This window comes from Cryobacterium psychrophilum (genome assembly GCF_004365915.1).
GTDB lineage: Bacteria > Actinomycetota > Actinomycetes > Actinomycetales > Microbacteriaceae > Cryobacterium > Cryobacterium psychrophilum.
Map to the genome: position 1 here is coordinate 1,259,199 of NZ_SODI01000001.1, position 22,551 is coordinate 1,281,749.

Here is a 22,551-nt window from a genome sequence, read left to right on the forward strand (position 1 = left end):
ATGTCTACGTCAACTGTCCACAGATGGTGGCCCGTCTCCTGATCGTAGGCTCCCACGTCGGGTGCGGTCCAGGAGTTGGTCACGAGGACGGCCTTCGCGGCCACTTCCGACGAAACTGACCGCGTCCTTCTGCAATGCGCGGCGAGCACCGTTAATCTCCGTGCGGTACGAACGGAAGCGTCAACCACGATCGAACGAAAGGTAGTGATCCAAAAACAACGCGAAAGTTCCTTCGTCGAAGACCACGGATTCGGAGCTCATCAGCTGGACCGAGTTCCTGTGCCACGTGTGACGTTTCCATGATTCATGTCATCTCAGCTTTGACGCGCAGGTTGAAAGCCTGCTCGTTGAAAACACAGCAACGCTCGCGAAAAAGTAGACCGGGGAGGTATTCCCGTCTGCTAGATCAGGATCGTGATCGGATTCTCGATCCTCCGGACAAACGCCGCGAGCCACTGTGCCGCGAGCACACCGTCGAGCACCCGGTGGTCGGCCGAGAGGGTCACCGTCATGACGGTTCCCACCTGAATCGCCCCGTCGACGACCACGGGAAGCTGCCGGGCGAGGCCGACCGCGAGGATCGCCGACTGCGGCGGGTTGATGATCGCCGAGAACTCGGTGACCCCGTACATTCCGAGGTTGGAGATCGCGAAGCTGCCGCCTTCGAGCTCGTGCTGGCGGAGTTTCCCTGCCCGGGCACGCTCAGCGAGGTCGCCGATCGAACGGCTGATCTCGGTGAGGGACAGTGTCTGCACGGAGCGGAGGACCGGCGTGACCAGGCCCCCGTCGATGCCGACCGCGACCGACATGTCGACCGAGTCGTGCCGACGGATGGCCGTCTCACCCCACGTCGCATTGGCCTCGGGCACGTCCTGGAATGCCGCTGCCGCCGCCTTGACAACGAAGTCGTTGAGCGAGACTTTGACGGAGCCCCCGCTGTTGACGGTCGCACGCAAGGCGATGAGTGTGTCGACCCGGCAGTCGGCCACGAGGTAGAAATGCGGAACGGTCGATTTGCTCTCGGTGAGCCTGCGCGCGATCGCCCGGCGCATGGCCGTGTGCGGGATGTCGACTCCCCCGGATTCCGCCGGAACGGCTTGAGCCGCGCTGGCCGGTGCGGGAGCCGCGGCGGCAGCCACGGCCGGAGCTGCTGGAGCTGCTGGATTTTCCAGGGCAGTCGCGAGCCCCTCGATGTCGCGCCGGACGATTCGGCCGCCGGGGCCGGTGCCGCGCACGCCCGACAGGTCGAGCCCGCGCTCCTTGACGAGCCGGCGAACGAGTGGGCTCGCGAAGCGGCGTTCGCCGTTGCCCGGCGCGTGATCGCCCTGCCCGTGGCTACCGTCGAGCTCGGTGGGGGCGGATGCGAGCGGGGACTCCCCCGGCTCCGGCGCGGTTTCGGGCTCGGGGGCCGCCGCAGCGACCACCTCGCTCGGTACCGCATTGGCAGACGCAGGCACCGCGGCCGGGCTGTCGCCCAGCATGTCGTCGATGTTCTCGCCCTCGGCGCCGACGACCGCGATCGGGGTTCCGACCGCGACCGGCTCACCCTCGGCGACGAGCAACCGCAGCACGGTGCCCTCGGTCTCGGCCGCATATTCGACGATCGCCTTCTCGGTCTCGACCTCGGCCAGTGGCACGCCGACCGCGATCGCCTGCCCCACGCTGACGAGCCAGGTCTGGATGGCGGCATCCTCGCTGCCCGCGAGCACCTCGGGCATTCGAATCAGAGTGGCCATCAGCGCTCTCCCATTCCCGCGCGAACGCGCTCGAGGCCGGCGACGACCTCTTCGGTGCGGGCGATCGCCGCGCGCTCGAGCACGCGGGAGATGCTCGGCGATGCTTCGCCGCCCGTGACGCGTTCGATGGGCTGGTCGAGCCAGTCGAAGAAACGTCGCTGGATCTCGTCGGCGAGCCAGCCGCCATACGAGGTGCCGCGTGCGCCCTGCTCGACGATGAGAACGGCGTTGGTCTTGCGGATGCTCTCGCCGAGGGTGTCCCAGTCGAGCGAGGCCGCGTCGAGCCAGCGCAGGTCGATGACCTCGGCGTCAATGCCGGTCTGCTCGACGGCCTCCAGCGAATGGCGCACCATGGAGAGGTAGCTGATGACCGTGACGTCGTTGCCGGCGCGGCGAATTCCGGCCTTGCCGAACGGCAGTTGATAGTCGAGGTCGCCGGCCGGCACCTCGTCGGCCTGACCGTAAAGGTCGACGTGTTCGATAACGAGTACCGGGTCCTGCAGCGCGAGCGCCGCGTTCATCAGGCCGATGTAATCTGCCGCGGTGGACGGTGCGACGATGCGCCAGCCGGGGCTGGTCGCAAAGATCCCGGCGGGGTCCATGAGGTGCTGCGATCCGTAGCCGGAGCCCATTGCGACCTTCGTGCGCAGCACGAGGGGCACCGGGTTCACACCGCCGAACATGTGGCGGGCCTTGCCGATCTGGTTGAACACCTGATCGGCGGCGACCCAGAGGAAGTCGGGATACATGAACTCGACGACGGGGCGGAAGCGGCCGTCCAGCGCCATGCCACCGCCGAGGCCGGCGAACGCGTTCTCGCTGATCGGGGTGCCGAGCACCCGGTCGGGATAGCGCTTCGTCAGTCCCTTCGTGGCGCCGTTCGTGCCGCCGCCCAACCGGTGGATGTCCTCGCCCATGAGGACGATCCGCTCGTCCTGGTCCATGCGGCGGTCCATGACCGCGGCCACAGCTTCCACGAACTTCTTGCGCTCCAGCTCCCCGTCGTAGTGAAGCGGGTCGAGGGTGCGCGCCTCGGCAAGCTCACTCGTGTCACCGCGCAAGCCGACGTCGACGAAGTCGGTATCGGGCCAGAGCTCGGTGCGGATGCGACGCTTGCCGGCCGACTCCGGGTCGGCCTCGGTGAGCTGCGCGGCGGCATCCGTCATAGCGGCCTGCGCCTGCTCCCGCACGGAGGCGACGCCCGCCTCGTCGATGAGCCCGAGGGCGATCATCTCTTTCGCCACGCGCTCGAGGGGATCGCGGGCGCGCCACGAGGCCTCCTCCTCCTTCGATCGGTAGCCGAACGCGCTTCCGGGGTAGGCGCCGTTCTGGTGGAAGAAGCGGTAGACCTCGAGCTCCACGACTGCGGGACCACCACCCGAGCGCATGACCTCTCCCGCCTGTCGCATCGCGAGGTGCACAGCGAGCGGGTCCATGCCGTCGACACGCCAGGACGGGATCGCGAAGCCGAGACCGCGGCCAGACAGCCGGGGCTCGGCAGTGGCCTCCTGCACTGAGGTCGATACAGCGTAGAGGTTGTTCTCGATCATGAAAGCGAACGGCAGCTTCCACGCCGCGGCGAGGTTCATCGTCTCAAGCACAGAGCCGATGTTCACGGCGCCGTCGCCGAAGTAACTGAGCGTGATGTCGCTGGTGCCGGAGTGCTTCTGCGCCCAGGCGTTACCCGCGCCAAGCGGCACCCCGCCGCCCACGATAGCGTTGGTGCCCAAGGCTCCCGCCTCGAACCACTGCAGATGCATGGAGCCACCACGACCTGCGCAATAGCCCTGGGCGAGACCGAGGATCTCCGCGAGGGTGCGCTGCAGCACGGTCTGGATCGGCTCGCTCACGAGGTTCGCCAGGTCGAGTTCGCCCGACGAGACGTGGGTGATCGCCTTGGCGAGAAACTGGTGGTGGCCACGGTGGGAGCCGTTGATGGCATCGGTCGACCTCAGGCCCACGATTGAGCCGACGGCGCCGCCCTCCTGGCCGATGCTCGAGTGCGCCGGGCCGTGCACGAGGCCTTCGCCCGCGAGGTCGAGCACGGTCTCCTCGAAGGCCCGGATGAGATGGAGTTCACCGAGCATTGCAGCGAGGAGCGTCGGGTCGGCCGCCTTCCAGTCCGCGGGCGTCGTGGTGATCTGCACCCACGGTGCGGCTGGATCCAATCGGTGCATTTTCGGCATCGTTCCTCTTTCTCCATTGAAAATCGGTCGGCCCGTGATTCACCGGGCGGGTCCACAACCCACCATACTTCTTGATTGCATCCAATCACAACAACAAATCTCGAATCAATGTCGCGATTCGATTCATTGGGCGTTATAGTGGATCCAATCAAGGAGGATTGGCATGGGAATTCCGGGCCTACGCGGCACCGAGCACATCGGCTTCACCGTCCCCGACCTCGACGAGGCGGACGACTTCTTCGTCAGGGTGATCGGCTGTGACCGCATCTATACGCTCGGCCCTTACCGCGACGACGCCGGCACCTGGATGGCCGACCACCTCAATGTGCACCCGCGCACCGTCATGCGCGAGCTGCGGTTCTACCGCTGCGGCACCGGCCCCAACTTCGAGGTCTTCCAGTACGACGCTGCCGACGAGCAGCGTCCCCAGCCCCGCAACAGCGACCTCGGCGGCCACCACCTCGGCTTCTACGTCGACGATCTGGATGCCGCACTCGAGCACCTGCGCAGCAACAACATACGCATCCTCGGCGAGCCCACCTCGAGCTCCCGGTACAGTGAGGGCCAGCGCTGGGTCTACTTCCTGAGCCCGTGGGGCATGCAGTTCGAGCTCGTCTCCTTCCCGAACGGCAAGGCCTACGAGAAGGACGCGCCGGTGCTGCTGTGGCACCCGCTGCGGCCCGGTGAGTGAGAATTGGCAGATGAGCAAAGTAACCACCCGGGACGGCAACGCGAGCACCCGCATCGCCGACAGCATCCGCGCCAGCATCCTCGCCGGTGAATACCCGCCCGACACGCGGATCCGCCAGGAGGACGTTGCTGAGAGGTTCGGCGCGAGCAGGCTGCCGGTGCGGGAGGCCCTGCGCACCCTGGAGTCCGACGGACTCGTCCACCTCGTCGCCAACACGGGCGCCTGGGTCAACCGGCTGACCCTCGCCGACTGCGAGGAGATCTACCAGACCCGTGAGCGCCTCGAACCGCTCCTGCTCCGCTACGCGATGCCCCACCTCGACGACGCCCGGCTCGACCTGCTCGATGAGCTGGCCCAGGCCATGGAGGACACGACCGAGGTCGACGAGTTCCTGCGGCTCGACCGCGAATTCCACCTCTCCTCCTACGAGCCCAGCGGCACCCATATTCTCGGCGACCTCGTGCGCCGGCTCTGGAACTCCACCCAGTTCTACCGCCGCGCCTACACCATGCTCCTCGACGACGACCGTCGGCGGATCATGCACGACGAGCACCACCTGCTCACGACAGCCCTGCGCGAGGGCGACGCAGACGGCGCCGAGCGCGTCGTCGAGTCACACATCCGCCGTACCCGGCTCCAGCTCGCGCGGCATCCGGAGGTCTTCGACCTCCCCACGAGCCGAGAGGCACACTCCAAATGAAAGGCACCCCATGGCGATCGCGACCGTAAACCCCACCACAGGACTGACAGAGCAGGAGTTCGAGGCGCACACCGCCGAGGAGATCGAGCACCGGATCGGCGAGGCGGATGCCGCCCACGCGGCCCTGCGCGCCACCGACTACCCCGAGCGGGCCGGCTGGATGCGGGCCGCCGCCGAGCTGATCGAGGGCGACCTCGACGAGCTCGCGACGCTGCTGACGGTGGAGATGGGCAAGCCCATCGCGCAGTCCCGGGCCGAAGTGCTCAAATGCGCGAAAAACATGCGCTTCTACGCCGAGCACGCCTCCTCATTCCTCGCCGACGAGCAGCTCGCCGACCCCGCCGCCGTGAACGCGACCAGCGCCTGGACGCGGTACGACCCGCTCGGCGTCGTGCTCGCCGTGATGCCGTGGAACTACCCGCTCTGGCAGGTCATCCGCTTCGCCGCGCCCGCGCTCATGGCCGGCAACACGGGCCTACTCAAGCACGCCTCGAACGTGCCGCAGACCGCGATCTACCTCGACACCCTGTTCGAGCGCGGCGGATTCCCGACCGGCTCCTTCCGCACGCTGCTCATCGGCGCCCGCGAGGTCGCCGCGGTGATTCAGGACCCGAGGGTCAAGGCCGTGACCCTCACCGGCTCCGAGCCCGCCGGTCGCTCAGTCGCCACCGTCGCCGGCGAGCAGGTGAAGAAGGCCGTGCTCGAGCTCGGCGGATCCGACCCGTTCATCGTCATGCCCTCGGCTGACCTTGACGCGGCATCCAGCACCGCGGTGAAGGCGCGGGTATCAAACAACGGCCAATCCTGCATCGCCGGGAAACGGTTCATCGTGCACAGCGACGTCTACGACGAGTTCACCCGCCTCTTCGGCGAGAAGATGGCCGCGCTCACCGTCGGTGACCCGAAGGACGAGGCCACCGACGTCGGCCCGCTCGCGACCGAGTCCGGCCGCGACGAGATCGCGGAGCTCGTGGCGGATGCCGTGGCGAAGGGCGCCACAGTCGTCACCGGCGGCCGGGTGCCCGACCGCGCCGGCTGGTTCTACGAACCAACCGTGCTCGCCGGACTCACGAACGACATGCGCCTCGTGATGGAGGAGGCCTTCGGGCCGGTCGCCACGCTGTACCGGGTCGCCGACCGCGACGAGGCCGTCGCGATCGCCAACCAGACGACCTTCGGCCTGAGCTCCTCAGTCTGGACCCACGACGCCACCGAGGAGTCGTTCTTCGTGCGCGCGGTGGATGCCGGCGCGGTCTTCATCAACGGTATGACAGTGTCGTACCCGGAGCTGCCGTTCGGCGGCATCAAAGACTCCGGCTACGGGCGAGAGCTCGCCGCCGCGGGAATCCAGGAGTTCTGCAACCTGAAGACAGTGTGGAAGGCCTGATTCGGCGGCGCTGAGAGACGGCACACAGATGGGGCGGGCCCGCGGGCCCGCCCCATCTGTGTGCGCCCGCGCGATCAGTAGAACTTCTTGTACGGGTTGGCAACGAAAAGCTCCTGGGCAGGGAACTTCGTGAGCACCTGCGCGCCGTTGTTTGTGATCACGACCTCCTCTTCGATCCGGGCGGCCGAGACGCCGTCGGAGGCCGGGCAGTAGGTCTCCAGTGCGAAGACCATACCGGCCTTGATCTCGACGGGATGCTCGAGACTGTTCAGCCTCGAGATGATCGGGCGTTCGTGCAAGCCCAGGCCGAGGCCGTGCCCGAACTGCAGGCCGAACGCCTCCATCTCGTTGGCGAAGCCCAGATCAGTCGCCTTGGGCCAGAGCAGCGCGACCTCGTCGGTTCCGACGCCATCAGCGACCTTATTAATCGCGGCATCCATCCATTCCCGGGCTTTGGTATAGGCATCATGCTGGCTCGGAGTGGAGCTGCCGACCGAGAAAGTGCGGTAGTAACAGGTGCGGTACCCGTTGAACGAGTGAATGATATCGAAGAACGCCTGGTCACCGGGGCGGATGAGGCGGTCGGAGAAGTTGTGCGGATGCGGGTTGCACCGTTCACCCGAGACCGCGTTGATCGCCTCGACCTGGTCCGACCCCATCTCATAAAGCCGCTTGCTCGCGAGCGCGACAATCTCGTTCTCGCGAATACCAGGACGCAAGGCCTCGGAGATGTCCTGATAGACACCGTCGACCATCGCCGCGGCCTGGCTGAGCAGCATAATTTCGTCGACGGACTTGATCGACCGGGCATCCAGCATCGACTGCTGGATATCGACGACCTTGAGCCCCTGCGCCTGCATCTCGAACAGGAAAGCCGGCTCGACGATATCGACACCAACCGGGAGATTGGCGACGCCCGCATCGGTGAGCAGTCCCTTGATGACCTTCACAGCGTCACGCATCAAACCCGCCTCCGGCGCGATCGCGCCGCGGAGCCCGAGCATGCCAGCGTGACTGTGGTCTTGTTCCAGCCAGGGCGCGAACATGCGGTGATGTTTGGCCGCCGAACCGAAGTCCCACAGGTGTGGCTTGCCGTCCCGGCCGAGCAGCGCGTACCGCGACATCTTGTCGCCCAGGGCACCGCCGATCCAAGTCTGGGTCGTGTAACGGATGTTGTAGAAGTCGAATAGTAGGAAGGCGCCACACTCGCTCGCCTCAAGTGAGTCCATCGCCCGGCCGAGACGGTAGCGGCGCAAGCGGTCGAAATCGACCCGCTTCTCGTAATCCACCGCCATGTGGCCCGGGGCAGGAATCATCCTGTTATCGAAATTTAGTGCGGATTCCGGCACCGCGCGGTCGAAAGACATGGTCATAGTGCATCTCCTAGACGGTGGTGATGAAGTAAGGCCCCGGGGTGGGCGCGCTTCAGCGCTCGGTCCCTATGGCAGGGGAACTGTGGTGAACGTTTCGTTGCGGCCGGGGACGGGGCCCAACGCGCCGAGAACATCGACCGCGGAATTCATTGGTTTCGGCGCGCTGTAGGCAGAGTGCCCCTCTTGCGACCGACCGAGCACGTACCAGATGCCTCGCGCCGTCTTGTCGGTGCGATTCTCGTAGAGGTGAGGACGGCGCGAGTCGAAACACATCGAGTCGCCGGCCCGGAGAACGTAGGTGTCGAACCCCAATCTCAGGGTAACCTCACCCTCGATGACGTAGCCGTACTCGACGCCCGAGTGGCGCATCTGCTTGCCTTCGACCGAACTGGAGCTTCCCGGATCATAGCTGGTGAGGAGGGCATCCATCATTCCAGAGCCCTCGACCGCGAGACGCTCCCATGTCACGCCGTTCTCCATGACGATGGTCGGATTATCTGCTGCCCTCTGGACCGGGATCGCTGTGACGGGCGAATACGTCCCGCCGTCGGATCCCGAGGAGCTCGACGCACGCTGGGGCAAGCCCAGAAGCTCATCAATGGAGACCTCGAGGATGTTGACGAGCGCATAGAGCGTGCCCACCGACGGCCGGGTCCTGCCGGTTTCCACCTGCGAGAGCAGGCTCGGCGAGATCTCCGCAGCGGCGGCAACGGATCGCAAACTCATACCCTTCCGAACGCGAACGGCACGAATTGCCGCACCCAAGTCCTCCATGCTGTCCCAATCTCTCTTAAGCACCCGGCACCCGGCGGCTCCGGTCGGTAAATCAATTCCACGAGCAGTACCGACTGACAATTAGTGTACAGTACGAGTGAACATTCTGTAGTGTCGTGGTCCGGGAAAGTCCCCGCCACTTTCGTATCAGGAGAGTCAAATAATTATGAACATCGATACCGCGACGGTCGGAACCATGGGAGTGGACTGGGAAGCGCGAGTTGACTTCGATCGGCTCCGCTCCCAGCGGCTGGCCAGCCTCCGAGCGCAGTTGGAGAGTTCAGATCTCGGCGCACTCCTCGCCTTCGACTTCGGCAACATCCGGTACATGACGTCGACCCACATCGGTACGTGGGCCATGGACAAGTTCATCCGGTTCGCACTGATCACCCGGCACTCCGACCCGATCTCGTGGGATTTCGGGTCAGCCGCACGTCATCATGCGCTCAACAACCCGTGGCTCGGCCAGACGACGATGGAACTCGACGCGGACCCGCACGCGCCCCACCACGGAGCGACCCGACCCAGGGCCGAATCCGGCGCCCGTCCCGGGCTCTCCGTGCTGCGCGGCGCATTCCACCCCGACGCCGGCATCGCGGAGTCGCTCGCCGCAAAGATCCATCGGGAACTCGACAAGTTCGGCGTGCTCAACGAACCGCTCGGAGTGGACATCGTGGAGATGCCGGTCTTGTCCGCGCTCCAGGCCATGGGCATCAACGTGGTCGACGGGCAGCAAGTGTTCATGGAAGCGCGTCGGATCAAGACTCGCGACGAGATCTCACTCCTGTCGACGGCGGCCTCCATGGTGGATGCCGCCTACGAGAAGCTCTACGAATTCCTGCGGCCGGGCGTGCGCGAAAACGAGACGGTAGGGCTGGTCTCCAAGACCCTGTACGACCTCGGCTCGGAGTATGTCGAAGGCGTCAACGCGATCTCCGGTGAGCGATGCTCGCCGCATCCCCACGTCTATTCCGATCGGATCATCCGCCCCGGCGACCCTGCGTTCTTCGATATCCTCCACAGCTTCAACGGCTACCGGACCTGCTACTACCGCACCTTCGCGGTCGGCTCGGCGACGCGCGCTCAAAAGGATGCATATACGCGGGCGCGTGAGTACATGGACAATGCCATCGCGCTGGTCCGACCCGGCGCCACCACCGCCGACATCGTGTCGGTCTGGCCCAAGGCTCAGGAATTCGGCTTCCCGGATGAAGAGGCCGCATTCGCGCTCCAGTACGGGCACGGTGTCGGGCTGTCCATCTGGGAGAAGCCCATTTTCTCGCGACTTGTGTCATTCGATCACCCCGAGGTCCTTGAAGCGGGGATGGTCTTCGCCCTTGAAACCTATTGGCCCGCGGCCGACGGCGTTGGTGCTGCGCGAATCGAGGAGGAGGTCGTGGTCACCGAGACCGGGTGCGAAGTGATCACCAGGTTCCCTGCCCAGGAGCTCATGGTCGCCGGCGGACACCGCTACTTCACCATCGACGGCCCCATGAACCTGATCACGGAACCCTTCGCCCACATCAACACCGAGCCGCCGACGGCACCATGAGCACCCCGACGACGATGCGCGCCGCCGTGTACCACGGGCCCAGAGACATCCGCATCGAGGACGTACCGGCCCCAATGCCCGGTCCCGACGACGTGCTGGTCCGGGTGCTCCGGTCGGGCCTGTGCGGTACGGACGTCACGGAGTGGGTAAGCGGACCGTTGATGATTCCCCTCTATTCGGCCCATGCGCACTCCGGCCACTCCGGCCCAATGATCCAGGGCCACGAGATCCTCGGCGAAGTCATGAGTGCCCCTGCCGACTCGTCCCTCAGCAACGGTCAGATCGTCGCCTCGGGCGCCCAGGTTTTCTGTGGCGAGTGCGAGCGATGCCGAGAGGGCCGCGTCAATATCTGCGAGCGCCTGTACACCCTTGGTCTCAACACCAACGGAGGCCATGCCGAGTACGTCATCGCGCCGGTCAGGTCGTGGGTGCCGGTGCCGAGCAACCTCTCCCTCGACCACGCCGGCCTTGTGCAGCCGCTGGCCGTCGGGCTCCACGCGGCCCGCCGGTCGGGCGCCGGTGGTGGCGACTTCGTTCTTATTTCAGGTGCGGGTGCGATTGGAAGTTTCGTCCTTGCCGCCCTGCGCCATCTCGAACCCGCCCTCGAGATCACCCTCACCGACGTCGATGCCCTTAAACTCGAGCGCGCCCAGCGGCTCGGAGCCGACCACGTCATGCTCGCTGGCGCAGTTCATGACCGCGAGTTCGATGTGACGATCGAGGCCAGCGGTGCCCCGGGAACGCTCGCAAGGTGCATCGAACTGACCCGTGTCGGGGGTCGCGTGCTCGCCGTGGGTATGCCCGCGCGACCGCTGGAGCTGGACATCCACCACCTGGTTCTCCGGGAGATCACCCTCGACACCACGGTCGCCCTGATCACTCAGGAAGACATGGTGCCGGCTCTGGAGATACTCTCGACCACAGGACTCGGCACTGAACTCCTGGACTCCGTCCAGCCCCTGAGTCAGATCGCGGCGGTTCTCGACGCGATCGCGTCAGGCAGGGTCCAGGGGAAGGTCCTGCTCGACCCTCGCGGTTGAGCGTGCGTCGGCGGGGGTGATCGTAGACTCGCGGACGATCAGCTCCGGCTGCAGCGAGATCACGAATTCCACGGGATTACGCTCTGCCACGACGGCGAGGACGGCCCGCGCTGCCTCCTTCCCCATCCGATCGATCTGCAGGCGGATTGTCGTGAGTCCCGGCTGGAGATGACCCGTCAGCGGGTTGTCGTTGTAACCCACGACGGAGACCTGCCGGGGGCACTCGATCCCGACATCGGCGAGCGCATCGATTGCCCCGACCGCCAGCAGGTCGTTGTGCGCGAAAACCGCGCTCGCGTCGAAGGGGGCGCCCGACGCGAGAATCCCCGCCATCACCCTGTAACCCTCCTCGACCGACGGGGTGGCGGAACGCACGGTCGTGTACAGGATCGAGCCCGGTGACTCGGCAAGCACCTCCCGGAACCCACGAGCGCGCTCGGCAAAAGTACTGATGTCGGTGGGGCCCGCGATCTCGAGGATCCGTTCATGACCGAGCTCGAGGAGGTGGCGCGCTGCGAGAGCTCCGCCGCGGGCGTCGTCATTCACCACCCGTGGGATGCCCGTCGCCTCGATCCAGCGCAGGCACAGAATGACGGGCATCCCGCTCTCGGCGAGAGAGCGCAGGATGGCGGCATCCCTACCGCGGGCGGAGGCGCAGATCAGCCCATCGATACCCCTGGCGCGCATCATGTCGATCGCATCGGAGAGCCGATCACCGTCGGCGTCGTCGGGAACCTCCGTGATCAGCAGGTGGTACCCGAGGCGTTCGAGCTCCCCGCTGATCCCGTGCAGCAGCTCGCCATAGATAGGGTTGCTGAAACTCGAGATCAGCACACCAATCGTGTTGCTCTGGCGTCGGCGGAGGCTGCTCGCCACGAGGTTGGGGTGGTAGCCCAGGGTCGCAGCAGCGAGAACTACGCGTTCCCGGGTAGCTGCCTTCACCTGGCCCCGCTTGCGCGGGTCCAGGCTTCGACTCACCGTCGACGCATGCACCCCAGCGAGCCGGGCGACATCAGCAGCGGTGGGAACGCGCTGTCGGGAAACCACGGAGTGCTCTAAGCCTTGGTGAACGGAGACGGTCAGACGCTAATCTGACGGCCCCTGCGCCTATTGAGCAGGCCCACGATACCGCGACGGATGAACAACGCGAAGATGATCAGGATCACGCCCAAGATGAGGCGGTTCGTCTCATTGGGCAGGTCGAACCCAAACAGGTCGACGCCCGGGAGGGTCACCCGCAGGAACTGCTCGAGACCGACGACGATGAAGGAGCCGATCAGCGGTCCGAGCCAGCTTCCGAGGCCCCCGATCACGCAGACCAGCACAATGTCGAGAGCGATCTTGACGCTGAAAGCACCCGTCGGCTCGATATATCCGGTGAGGAACGCCCATGCGGCACCAGCGGTACCGCCCAGAGCGGCACCGATCACGAGAGCCCTCAGTTTCACCTGGACGGTCTTCACGCCGAGTACCTGTGCGGCTGGCTCATCCTCGCTGATAGCGCGAAGCGCATAGCCGAAGTTGGAATGCTCAACGGCATACGCAATAACTGTCGCGATCAGCGAGAGGCCCAGCATCAGGTAGAAGAACAACGCGGCCAGGTCCCGGGAGCTGATGTCGTTTCCGACTCTGACAAAGAGTCCGGTGGCACCCCCCAATGCTGGTGTGTTCTTCACGATCGTCAGCGCCAGGAAGAGCAGTATCAGGGTGAAGATCGCGAAATAGTGACTGCGCAAACGTAGCGTCGCGTAGCCGATGATGACCGACACCACGACTGCCGCCAGTGCACCGGGGATCAGCGTGTACCAGACCGGCCAACCGAAGGAATTGTTCAACCACGCGGCCATGTAAGCCCCCGCGCCAACGAAAAGCGCCGCACCGAAGTTCAGGTAGCCCCCGTATCCTCCAAGCAGGTTCCACCCCTGGGCAACGATGACATAGAAGAGGATCGAGGTCAGCGTAGTCAAGAGACCGAGCCCGCTCAGGTATCCCAGCGGAGCCATCGCGAGGAAGATCGCGCCGCCAACCGCAGGTAGCACCCATCGGGGAAGCGAACGGGTCGCCACCGCAGATGACTTGGCCTGCGCGAGGGCAATGTTTTCAGTCGGCGTTGCCGGCTTGATGTCGTTCATCAGATGATCCTCTGCTTCACTCCGCCAAGACCCTCACTGCGCACGAGCAGTGCGACAGCCAGGATTCCGTATAGGACGAGGTAGGTGTACTGGAAAGGGATGATAATGCCGACCATGGTTTCGACGATTCCCACGATGAACCCCGAAATTAGGGTGCGCAGGGCCGAACCGAGACCACCCAGGATCACAACTAGGAATGCCCACGCCAGCCACCGGTAGTGCTCCTGAGGGTTGAACGACTGCACCATCGCGAGCACGATTCCACCGAACGCCGCAAAGGCGATGCCTGCCGCGAAGACGCGTCGGGACAGGGTGTTGACGTCGATGCCGACCATGGAGGCGACGTCACGATTCTGGGCAAGTCCCCGGATGGCTGAACCGGTCAGCGTTCGAGTCAGGAAGAAATGGAGAGCCACCAGGACCACGATCGTGATCCCCGCTCCAACAAGCCGCGAGACGGGAGCAGATATCGACCCGATCTCCACGACTTCGGAGAGGTAGCCAAGAGATACAGTGCGGGTGTCTGTCGTCCAAATCATCACCGCGACGCTCTCAAGAATGACGAGCAGGCCGAAGAACGCCAGCATCACCGTCGACCCTTTGTCTTTGACCAGGTGCTGGGCTATGCCACGGTGCACGAGTAGTCCGAACCCGTAACCGATCGCCACCACGGGCGCGATCATGAGCAGAGGGTCGAGACCAAGGCCGTTGACGAACTCCCAGTAGAGCAGGGCCGCGAAGATGATGATCGCGCTATGGGCGAGGTTGAGCACTCCGAGCACGCCCAAGATGAGGCTGAGCCCGATAGCGAGCCCGCCGTAGACGCCTCCGAGGAGAATCCCGTTGACGAAGGACTGGGTTATGGAATCCAGGTTCACGAGTCTGTGCCTTTCACAAGTTCAACCATTGTTTGATCAGGTCGTCCAGCTGGCCCTCGAAACTGTCACGAGAGCCGTGGAGGTGGTTGCGTCCATAGGCGAGGGTATAAACGCTGTCGGCGAGGTCGACTGCCGCCTTGACGTTCTGGTCCACCAGCATGATCGTGCGCCCCTCTTCTTTGAGACGGTCCAGTTCGTCATACACTCCGTCGACGAGCACGGGTGCGAGGCCGACTGAGGGCTCATCAATGAGCAGTACACGCGGTTCGAGGATCAGGGTCCGGGCGAACTCCACGATTCGCGCCTGGCCGCCGCTCAGGCTGCCAGCGAGCTTGTGGCGCATGGGTTTGATCGTCGGATAGCGCTCGAACATCGCGTCCACTGCGCCAGCGAAACGCTGGCGGTCGTGCCGGATTTGCCACGCCCCGAGCCGGAGGTTCTCCTCCACCGAGAGCTCGGGGAAGATCGAGCGCCCCTGGGGCAGAACAGAGATTCCCTGGGAAAGCCTGTCGGCGGGACCCATGGTAGAGATATCCACCCCGCCCAAAGTGACCTGACCCACGCGGGGTTTGAGGAAGCCCGCCATGATCCGCAGGAGAGTTGACTTCCCACTCCCGTTGGGCCCGAGAAGTACGGTGACCTTGCCCGGCTCCACCGTGACTGTGACATTCTCGAGGACCATGTCGTTGGCAAGATATCCGGCGGTAACGCCGTTGACCGAGAGCTCGACTCCTTGGTCGGCAGACGGGGCTATCATCTTCGATTTCATCCGCGTTCTCCTCGTCCGGCGGGTCCATGCCCGAGGTATGCCTCAATAACACTGGGGTGCGAGATGACCTCGGATGGCGATCCGGAAGCGATGACCGCGCCCTCCGCCATACAGATGATCATCGAGCACAGCCGCGTGAGGTCAGGGATCTCGTGGCTGACAATCAAGAACGCTGTACCGCTGGCGTTGCGCTCCATGATCCGCTCACGCATAACTTCTTTGACACTGGGATGCACGCCAGCAAAAGGCTCATCCATCAGCACAACTTTGGGATCCGTCATCAGTGCCCGCACGAACTCAAGCAGCTTCTGCTGCCCGCCCGAGAGCTCACTCGCTGGAGTGTCGCGGTGCTGCGACAGCCCTACGAACTCGAGAAGTGATTCGGCCTTGGCGATCCACTGGCTCCGAAGGCCCTTGCTGTGCAGGACCGGTACGAGCATGTTCTCGATCGCAGTGATCGTCGAGAACACCCTGGCGTTCTGGAAGGTTCGTGTGACCCCCGCCTTCACGAGGGCCGTGCTGGACTTGCCAGCCAACTCCACACCGTCCACCCGGATGGAACCGGAGTCGGGTGGAGTCACACCGTTGAGGAGGTTGAGCGTCGTGGTCTTGCCGGACCCGTTGGGTCCGATAAGCCCGACTATCGATCCTTCCGGTATCCCGAAAGCTGCCCCATTCACCGCAGTCACGCCGCCATAACTCTTGGCAAGGGACTGCACGTCGATGATCGACGACATACGCTCACTCTCCTCTGGTGTGTCTTCTAGTACATAACCCGCACTGCCTAGCGCAGCGGGGTCACCGCATCCGCAGTCGCCTGGTCAATCGGCCAAATTACCTTGTTGCCGCCGTCAGCCTGGAACTGGAGGAGAACCTGTCTGAAGTCGGTCGTGCCATCTTCGTTGTAGGAGATATCACCTACGGCGGTACTGAAGGTGTTGTTGGCGATGTACTCGCGCAGGGCCTGCGAGTCGAGCGTGCCAGCGCCTTCGATGGCCTGCTGGATCACCTGGCCTGCAGCGTACGCAACCGCCGAGTAGGCGGGAGCTCCGGAGACGCCCTGCTGCTCAGCGATGTAGTCGGAGATCTCCTGAAGGCCGGAGTAACCCTGGGTCGGGAATGCCGAAGTGCTCGCGAAGACGTTGTTACCAGCAGCGCCAAGGTCGGGCCAGTTGGGAAGCGACGTCACCTGGGATCCGCAGGAGCAGTAGAACGTCGGGTCATATCCCGATTCGTTCACCGTCTTGGCGACGAGCGCACCATCGTTCGGAAGGCTCAGCGCAAAGAACATGTCAGCGTTAGAGGCCTTGACCGTCTCGATGAGGCTCGACAGGTCAGTAGCGGTCTGGTCGTACTCCTCGTTGACCACGACCTCGATACCGCGCTCCTTCGCATAGTTCAAGACGCCGCCGTTGCCGTCGAAGCCGTTGAGTGCCGCGAGGGTGAACGGGTTCTGCGCCGTGACGACCGCGATGGTCTTCGGCATCTCCGATGCGGGGAGCGTATCGAGGTACTCGAACATGCCCAGCGAGTACTCGACGTCCTGGTACGGCCAGGTGCTCACGAGGAGATCGGCCGTCTGATGGATCTCCTTGCCGACGAATCCGGCGTTGATCATGAGCATGCCTGCACGCTCGGCAATGGGCACTACGGCGCCACCCACGGCTGTCGTGTACGGCGCGAGGAGGAGATCGACACCGTCCTCGTTGATGAGGCGCTGGTAGAGCTGCTGCGCGACTGTCGGCGTGCTCTCGTCGTCGTAGATGATCAGTTCCACGGGGCGGCCATCGATTCCGCCTGCGGCGTTGACTTGGTCTAACCAATATTCATAGGCGAGCTCGTAGCCCGCTGACGGGCCAGAGAATACGCCGGTGAGGCCCAGGGTTCCGCCGATCACGATCGGCTCGTTGCTTGAATCGGAAGCGGATGTGTCTCCGCCACCCGCTGTGCAACCCGCCAGCGCAAGCGCCATGGCTGCTCCGACTGCCAATGGCGTCAGGAAACGGGACCGCCACTTTTTGGTGATGTTCATCGTTGAACTCCTTTTTTTTTGCGACACTATTTGGTGTGAGGTCGTCGCTTCGCATTCCCCGCGTCAAGGTCAATCGGCCTGCCGGAAAGCAGGGCGCGAAGGCACAAGCCTTGGTCTCTCTCAGCAAGAAACTCAGTTGCATTCGATTGCAGCAATGCTCACATGGCCCAAGCGCCTCTGTCAATCCTCACTGAACAAATGCAACCAAGTTGTTCAGTCATGACACCCAGAACATCCCCGAAGTTGGCGTGTCCGGTCCTCGCATTGTCCGGTGGCGAGTCTCCCGCATCCGGTCAAATCCTTTGATTTCTTTTCTATTTGCGACTCGGTGTTCTTCTGCCGCCCGGGCTCTCAGCGGCGGCGGCGGACTTCACGGGAGGCCCGCAACTAGTAATATTTGATTAGGTTGTTCCGGCTCGTTGGCGGCAGTAGGGGCAGTGTGCGAGGTCCTGGATAACGGCGATCTGGAGATATCGCAGCGTCTGATAGAAGCTCAGGCCGCCCCGTGGGCTCTTGGGTCAGCGGTCAGCCTCAGGGTGGTGACGAAGAGATTGGCTGCGGTGACGAATGCGGTGTGATGGTGCCAGCCGGCGAAGGTATGGCCTTCGAAATGGGCCAGCCTCAGGCCTTGTTTGGAGTTCGCGGTAGTCGTGCTCAATGCGCCAGCAGATCTTTGCCAGCCGGACGAGCCCTGGTAGTGGCTTGTCTTCGGGCTGGCTGGATGGCCCCTATTCGGTGGGTTCTGCTGCGCTGTCTGGCCATTCGGCGATGAGCCACTCAGCGGGCAGGGTGCCGTCGGAGGCGCGGGGCACGCTTCGGTTCGCCGGTCGCACGCGGACGGCCGTGAACCGGCTTCTCATCTGGGCCCCAGGGTTCGTGGGGCTGGCCTTGGTTCCGTGGCGCCGAGTGATCTCGGCGAACGCCTCGCTCGCCCCGGCAAGGTTTTTGACTGAGGATGGGGCCTGCTGGTAAGGGACGGTGCGCGGGTGATCGCCCATCGGCTGCATCGACTTCCGCCGCTCGTCGAGCATCAGCCCCTGCAGATACAGGCCCCCCTTGCCGCGCTGATCCAGACGCGGCAACGACCCGAAAACCTTCTGCACGAACTCATCCAGGCGGTCCCGCACCTCACTGATCTCATTGGGTTGCACACCGAGATGTGACAGATTTCCGCCAGCCTGATCAAGTACTACTAGAGTCCATGTGTAGTAGGATTGAACAAACGCTCGAGTACGGACCCCCGGAGAAACCATGACGTCCATCTCATACGTCGGACTCGGAACCATGGGCCTCGAGATGGCCAGGCGGCTCGTCGCTGCGGGGCACTTCGTGACCATCTGGAACCGTTCTGACAACCCCGCTCTCGCAGAATTGGAGCGAGACGGCGCCAGGCGAGTGCGCTCGGTGGGAGAGGCGATGAAGTCGGACGTCGTCTTCTCGATGCTCGCCCACGATGCCGCAGTCAGGGAACAGTTCAGCCCTGACGTGCTGTCCCACGCCCAGTCCTCCACCATCCACGTCAACATGGCCACGGTCAGCGTTGCCCTGGCTGACGACATGGAAAAGCAGCACCGGGGTGCCGGCGTCGGCTATCTGGCTGCACCCGTCCTCGGTCGCCCACCGGTGGCGGCGGCCGGCCAATTGAACATCGTCGCTAGCGGCGACCCCGACCTGATCGCCAGGGTCGAACCGCTACTGGCCATCCTCGGCAAGCGCACGTGGATCGTCGGTCCGCGACCCCGGGATGCGAACCTGGTGAAGATCGCCGTCAACTACAACATCATCCACGCGATCCAGGCCCTGGCTGAGTCGATCACGCTGATCGAACAGGGTGGTATTGCCGGGCAGCAGTTCGTGGATATCCTCACCGATGCCGCTTTCACCGGCTCCGCCTACACCGGATACGGCGCCATCATTGCTGGAAAGCGGTACTCACCCGCCTCCTTCCCCGTCGCACTCGGCCTCAAGGATCTCGGGCTCGCGGAGGAAGCAGCCGGTCTGCACGGTATGTCCCTTCCTGTTGCCCCCGTACTCCGCGATCTCTTCGAGCGCACACTCGCTGAGCCCGACCTGGCCACGCTCGACTGGTCAGCGGTGGCCGAGATCACCCGAGGCCTCGCCGGGCAGACGCGGTAGAGCCGGCAATGGGTCCACGTATCGCCATCCTGGGACCAGGAGCCAAAGGCGCAACCACTGGCGCGGACCTCGTCCGCGCCAGTCGCGATGTCACTTTCATCGAGCAATGGCCCGCGCATGTCGAGGACATACGCGACGGAGGCATCGCGATCACCTGCGACGGTGACACCGTCGCAGGTCGCGCATCTGTGCGACATCGCGACGATGCGCGAGCCATTCGATGTCGTGCTCGTCCTGATCCTGGTCAAGGCGCATGACACCCGCTCGGCGGTCGAGCTGATCCGCCCGTTCATCGCGAAAGACGACGCCGTTGTCGGCCAGCAGAACGGGATGTCGATCGAGGAGATTGCCGAGACCGCCGGCGCCGACCGAGCCCCGGGACGACGTGATCGAGCTGGGTTCGAACATGTACCTACCCGGCGCCGCGACTCGGGACACTCTCCCGAAAAGATCGTGGTTTGCCGTCGGTGGCCTCACCCCACCCGCGCAATTACCCGCTGAACCCACGCGGCGGCCCTGCTGCGTGGCGTGGGGCTAAGGAATCGAAAGCCGATCTCCGTGCAACCAAGTGGCTGAAGCCCGCGCTCCCCACAACCAAGGCCACGGTGCTTCAGGACTGGTCGAAGGGTCGCCGCAGCGAAGTCGGCCAGATCAATAGTCTCGTGCGCAACATCCTTGAGCGCAATGGTAAGACCGCACCGGTCAGCACAGCCCCGGTTGGGATCGCACACCGGATCGAAGCCGGATCCTGCGAACCGTCGCTCGACCTGCTGTGCCCTCGGGTCGAGCTCAGCAGGGCCTGAGAAGTCGAAGAACTAGTTGTCGCCGTCGACCTCGTAGTCAACGGTGGTTCGTTCGGCCACTACGGTACGACCGAATTGAGCGACCTCCACGTGCAGGGGATGTGCCTGGTACGCCTCCAAACCCGCGTAGCTGCGGTGCCGACTGGTCAGCACCATATCCGCGTGGCCGTGGAGGCGGCCGAGGTCGATCTCGATTCCGGTGAGGCCGGGGATCTTTCCGGCGAGCGCACCTAGCCGAGCGCCGAACTGTTCGGCAGCCCGCACCCTGGACTTCAACTCCGGAGCCGACATACGAAAAGTGACTACGTGCACGATCATTGAGTCTCCCAAAGTGTTCATTCTGGCTTAACGCTATTCACTCTATTCTGCTACGCTTTTTTCACTAACCGGCCGGATCAGAGAGGATCTCATGACTCGCATTGCCGTACTCGGCGCAGGTGCCAACGGAGCCTCAATCGGTGCCGACCTGACCATCGCGGGCCTCGATGTCACCCTGATCGAACAGTGGCCGGCCCACGTTGAAGCGATCCGGGCCAACGGAGTGGTCATTAACACTCCGACCGAGTCCTACCACACCCCCATCCGCGTTCACCACCTGTGTGAGGTCGCGACCCTGCGGGAACCCTACGACGTCGTGTTCACGCTCGTCAAGGCGTACGATTCCCGCTGGGCAGCCGAACTCATCAAACCGCTTCTTCGCCACGACGGACTTCTCGTGGGTGTTCAGAACGGCATGACCGTCGACGATATTACGGACGTGGTGGGCCAGGAGCGAACGCTGGGCTGCGTTATCGAGATCTCGTCGATGATGTTCGAACCGGGCATCGTTGAGCGGCATTCCGGCAAAGAGCGCTCGTGGTTCGCGGTCGGCTCCGCCTCGCCGAGCACAAGCGGCCGAGAAGAGGAAGTCGCAGCTCTTCTGCGGAACGCCGGCAAGGTCGAAGTCGTCGATGACATTCGATCGACCAAGTGGATGAAACTGGTCAGCAACTCGACAACACTCGTGACAACGGCAATCTTGGGGCTTCCGATGCTCGATGCCGCGAGCATCCCCGAGATGCGCGAACTCATGCTGCGCTCCGGGAGGGAAGCGCTCAAGGCCGGCCGACTTCAGGGGCTGTCCGCGCCACCCATCTTCGGCCTCACCCAGTCCGACATCGATGGCGGTGGCGACCTCGTCGAACTGCTCCTCGAGACCCTCCTTGCAGGCTTCGTCATGCCGAACACCAAGACCACGATCCTGCAGGATTGGATGAAGGGTCGGCGGAGCGAGGTCGGCGATATCAACGGACGCGTCGTCAGCGCGCTGCATTCCCACGGTAGCGCTGCCCCGGTGAACTCCTCGATCGTGAAGCTCGCGGGCCAGATCGAGAGCGGCGAGTTGGAACCGGGGCCGAACAACCTGGCGCTTCTCCTCGCAGCAAGCGGTAGTTCCTAGCCTCATCCCAGTGGCCCCGAAACGGCGTGGCCGTTCGCGGGCGAGAAACCCCAGGAGTTGATGTGTCCTTTCGTGTTGTCAAGAAGCTAGCAGCAGTTCAGTGCCGTTGAGGGAAGCGCCGGTTTCTCTGTGGCACCGCTAATCGCGGCGGCATCCGGTTCAGTCCACATGGACCTCGCGGTGTGCACTCTCGCCCCTGGCGCTTCGACCCTGGCCCAGCGGCACGCCTTCGAGGAATCCTGGTTCGTGCTTGAAGGCTTAGACACTGCGTCCGTCGCCCACCTCACCTTCGACACAGCCTTCGGGTCATTCGGAATGACGCCTGATGCTGCACCCGAACAGAAGACCGCCGGGACCGATGGCATGTACCTGGTTGCGGATGCGCGCTCCCCAGGCACAGGCCGCCGACCCGCATGAGGGACACGCGCCCGCCCCGGACTGGACCCCGTCGACCGTCAGGCTCGCGCCTGGCGAAACTGACCCTCGGTCGCAGTGGACCGGTCAGTGGACCGAGGACGACATGGGTCCCCGTGGACCGCTGTCGATGCCTGGCTACCACGGTCCCAACATCAAGAGCATCTTCATTCGGATGCTCGTTGACGAACTCCTCGGCGCGCACCAGCACACGCATTTCATGGTCGAGTTCGGGCCGAAGGACCCAACGCGCAGTTCGCCAGCGCCAACTACCATCCTTTCGAGGAGGCGTGCTTCCTCCTCAACGGGTCAGCGCATGGCATTCTCGACGGTGAAGACGTGGACATGAGCGCTGGGGACACCGTCTGGACCGGGGTGGGCGCGACGCACGGCTTCTACGCCACCAGCGACGAGCCACTTCGCTGGCTTGAAGTGCAGACACCCACGCCCCGGAGCCAGAACGCGTTCTATTTCCCGAAGGGCTGGGCGCGGTCGCAGAACCCGTCCTGA

22 protein-coding genes and 2 pseudogenes are annotated in these 22,551 nt (G+C 64.1%); 12 read left to right on the top strand and 12 right to left on the bottom strand.

The features are described 5' to 3' along the window. Positions 1 to 401: 401 nt before the first annotated feature. Together EDD25_RS05770 and EDD25_RS05775 are read right to left on the bottom strand one after the other, a co-directional pair. Entirely contained in the window at positions 402 to 1,736 is a 1,335-nt protein-coding gene (locus EDD25_RS05770; protein ID WP_134172443.1) for a dihydrolipoamide acetyltransferase family protein, read from the bottom strand. Next, the gene (locus EDD25_RS05775) at positions 1,736 to 3,922 is read right to left on the bottom strand and encodes an alpha-ketoacid dehydrogenase subunit alpha/beta (protein WP_134171461.1); all 2,187 of its coding nucleotides are present in this window, start codon (positions 3,920 to 3,922) and stop codon (positions 1,736 to 1,738) included. Before EDD25_RS05775 ends, EDD25_RS05770 begins: the two co-directional genes overlap by 1 nt. A 163-nt stretch (positions 3,923 to 4,085) precedes the next feature. On the opposite strand from EDD25_RS05775, the gene EDD25_RS05780 reads away from it, so the two are divergent. From EDD25_RS05780 to EDD25_RS05790, 3 genes are read left to right on the top strand one after another with little or no spacing between them, the layout of a single operon-like run. Further along, a complete protein-coding gene (locus EDD25_RS05780; RefSeq protein WP_134171460.1) occupies positions 4,086 to 4,613 on the top strand; it encodes a VOC family protein in 528 nt (175 codons plus the stop codon). Positions 4,614 to 4,623: 10 nt separating this feature from the next. Beyond that, the gene (locus EDD25_RS05785; RefSeq protein ID WP_134172444.1) at positions 4,624 to 5,313 is read left to right on the top strand and encodes a GntR family transcriptional regulator; all 690 of its coding nucleotides are present in this window, start codon (positions 4,624 to 4,626) and stop codon (positions 5,311 to 5,313) included. 10 nt (positions 5,314 to 5,323) lie between these two features. Then, on the top strand, positions 5,324 to 6,700 hold the full coding sequence (locus tag EDD25_RS05790; protein WP_134172445.1) for an NADP-dependent succinic semialdehyde dehydrogenase: 1,377 nt from the start codon (positions 5,324 to 5,326) through the stop codon (positions 6,698 to 6,700). A gap of 74 nt (positions 6,701 to 6,774) precedes the next feature. Here EDD25_RS05790 and EDD25_RS05795 read toward each other — a convergent pair whose 3' ends face one another. Beyond that, the gene (locus tag EDD25_RS05795; RefSeq protein ID WP_134172446.1) at positions 6,775 to 8,073 is read right to left on the bottom strand and encodes a M24 family metallopeptidase; all 1,299 of its coding nucleotides are present in this window, start codon (positions 8,071 to 8,073) and stop codon (positions 6,775 to 6,777) included. A gap of 66 nt (positions 8,074 to 8,139) precedes the next feature. Continuing rightward, positions 8,140 to 8,847 carry a cupin domain-containing protein gene (locus EDD25_RS05800; RefSeq protein ID WP_134172447.1) on the bottom strand — a complete coding sequence of 236 codons (708 nt, stop codon included), beginning with the start codon at positions 8,845 to 8,847 and terminating at the stop codon, positions 8,140 to 8,142. A gap of 166 nt (positions 8,848 to 9,013) precedes the next feature. Here EDD25_RS05800 and EDD25_RS05805 point away from each other — a divergent pair, with 166 nt between their 5' ends. Together EDD25_RS05805 and EDD25_RS05810 are read left to right on the top strand one after the other, a co-directional pair. Further along, a complete protein-coding gene (locus tag EDD25_RS05805; RefSeq protein WP_134172448.1) occupies positions 9,014 to 10,399 on the top strand; it encodes a M24 family metallopeptidase in 1,386 nt (461 codons plus the stop codon). Next, the gene (locus EDD25_RS05810; protein WP_198418821.1) at positions 10,396 to 11,439 is read left to right on the top strand and encodes a zinc-dependent alcohol dehydrogenase; all 1,044 of its coding nucleotides are present in this window, start codon (positions 10,396 to 10,398) and stop codon (positions 11,437 to 11,439) included. Before EDD25_RS05805 ends, EDD25_RS05810 begins: the two co-directional genes overlap by 4 nt. Here the strand turns inward: EDD25_RS05810 and EDD25_RS05815 are convergent. The 7 genes and pseudogenes from EDD25_RS05815 to EDD25_RS18345 form a co-directional block, all read right to left on the bottom strand. Further along, the gene (locus tag EDD25_RS05815; protein WP_134172449.1) at positions 11,395 to 12,486 is read right to left on the bottom strand and encodes a LacI family DNA-binding transcriptional regulator; all 1,092 of its coding nucleotides are present in this window, start codon (positions 12,484 to 12,486) and stop codon (positions 11,395 to 11,397) included. The genes EDD25_RS05810 and EDD25_RS05815 overlap by 45 nt on opposite strands. A 32-nt stretch (positions 12,487 to 12,518) precedes the next feature. Then, positions 12,519 to 13,571, bottom strand: a complete 1,053-nt coding sequence (locus EDD25_RS05820; protein ID WP_134172450.1) for a branched-chain amino acid ABC transporter permease — start codon at positions 13,569 to 13,571, stop codon at positions 12,519 to 12,521. Continuing rightward, positions 13,571 to 14,449 carry a branched-chain amino acid ABC transporter permease gene (locus EDD25_RS05825; protein ID WP_134172451.1) on the bottom strand — a complete coding sequence of 293 codons (879 nt, stop codon included), beginning with the start codon at positions 14,447 to 14,449 and terminating at the stop codon, positions 13,571 to 13,573. The genes EDD25_RS05820 and EDD25_RS05825 overlap by 1 nt, the downstream gene beginning before the upstream one ends. A 13-nt stretch (positions 14,450 to 14,462) precedes the next feature. After that, positions 14,463 to 15,218, bottom strand: a complete 756-nt coding sequence (locus tag EDD25_RS05830) for an ABC transporter ATP-binding protein (protein WP_134172452.1) — start codon at positions 15,216 to 15,218, stop codon at positions 14,463 to 14,465. Next, entirely contained in the window at positions 15,215 to 15,955 is a 741-nt protein-coding gene (locus EDD25_RS05835; protein ID WP_134175195.1) for an ABC transporter ATP-binding protein, read from the bottom strand. Before EDD25_RS05835 ends, EDD25_RS05830 begins: the two co-directional genes overlap by 4 nt. Positions 15,956 to 16,002: 47 nt before the next feature. Further along, positions 16,003 to 17,250 carry an amino acid ABC transporter substrate-binding protein gene (locus tag EDD25_RS05840; RefSeq protein ID WP_134172453.1) on the bottom strand — a complete coding sequence of 416 codons (1,248 nt, stop codon included), beginning with the start codon at positions 17,248 to 17,250 and terminating at the stop codon, positions 16,003 to 16,005. A 493-nt stretch (positions 17,251 to 17,743) separates the two neighbouring features. Further along, positions 17,744 to 18,101: pseudogene (locus EDD25_RS18345) on the bottom strand (IS701 family transposase); the annotation flags it as partial. A gap of 400 nt (positions 18,102 to 18,501) precedes the next feature. On the opposite strand from EDD25_RS18345, the gene EDD25_RS05850 reads away from it, so the two are divergent. The 4 genes from EDD25_RS05850 (at position 18,502) to EDD25_RS05865 (ending at position 20,189) form a co-directional block, all read left to right on the top strand. Continuing rightward, on the top strand, positions 18,502 to 19,386 hold the full coding sequence (locus tag EDD25_RS05850; protein ID WP_134172455.1) for an NAD(P)-dependent oxidoreductase: 885 nt from the start codon (positions 18,502 to 18,504) through the stop codon (positions 19,384 to 19,386). An 8-nt stretch (positions 19,387 to 19,394) separates the two neighbouring features. Continuing rightward, the gene (locus EDD25_RS18350; protein ID WP_134172456.1) at positions 19,395 to 19,643 is read left to right on the top strand and encodes a ketopantoate reductase family protein; all 249 of its coding nucleotides are present in this window, start codon (positions 19,395 to 19,397) and stop codon (positions 19,641 to 19,643) included. Then, positions 19,549 to 19,887: a ketopantoate reductase family protein gene (locus EDD25_RS05860; RefSeq protein WP_243834549.1), complete on the top strand. Its 339-nt coding sequence runs from the start codon at positions 19,549 to 19,551 to the stop codon at positions 19,885 to 19,887. The genes EDD25_RS18350 and EDD25_RS05860 overlap by 95 nt, the downstream gene beginning before the upstream one ends. Positions 19,888 to 19,991: 104 nt before the next feature. Continuing rightward, positions 19,992 to 20,189, top strand: a complete 198-nt coding sequence (locus EDD25_RS05865) for a hypothetical protein (protein WP_134172458.1) — start codon at positions 19,992 to 19,994, stop codon at positions 20,187 to 20,189. A 12-nt stretch (positions 20,190 to 20,201) separates the two neighbouring features. On the opposite strand, the gene EDD25_RS05870 is transcribed toward EDD25_RS05865, so the two are convergent. After that, positions 20,202 to 20,528 carry a Dabb family protein gene (locus tag EDD25_RS05870; RefSeq protein WP_134172459.1) on the bottom strand — a complete coding sequence of 109 codons (327 nt, stop codon included), beginning with the start codon at positions 20,526 to 20,528 and terminating at the stop codon, positions 20,202 to 20,204. A gap of 70 nt (positions 20,529 to 20,598) precedes the next feature. Here EDD25_RS05870 and EDD25_RS05875 point away from each other — a divergent pair, with 70 nt between their 5' ends. From EDD25_RS05875 to EDD25_RS17465, 3 genes and pseudogenes are all read left to right on the top strand, one after another. Then, a complete protein-coding gene (locus EDD25_RS05875) occupies positions 20,599 to 21,627 on the top strand; it encodes a ketopantoate reductase family protein (protein WP_134172460.1) in 1,029 nt (342 codons plus the stop codon). A 129-nt stretch (positions 21,628 to 21,756) separates the two neighbouring features. Then, on the top strand, positions 21,757 to 22,044 hold the full coding sequence (locus tag EDD25_RS05880) for a cupin domain-containing protein (RefSeq protein ID WP_134172461.1): 288 nt from the start codon (positions 21,757 to 21,759) through the stop codon (positions 22,042 to 22,044). Between the two features lie 252 nt (positions 22,045 to 22,296). Beyond that, a pseudogene (locus EDD25_RS17465) lies at positions 22,297 to 22,551 on the top strand (cupin domain-containing protein); the annotation flags it as partial.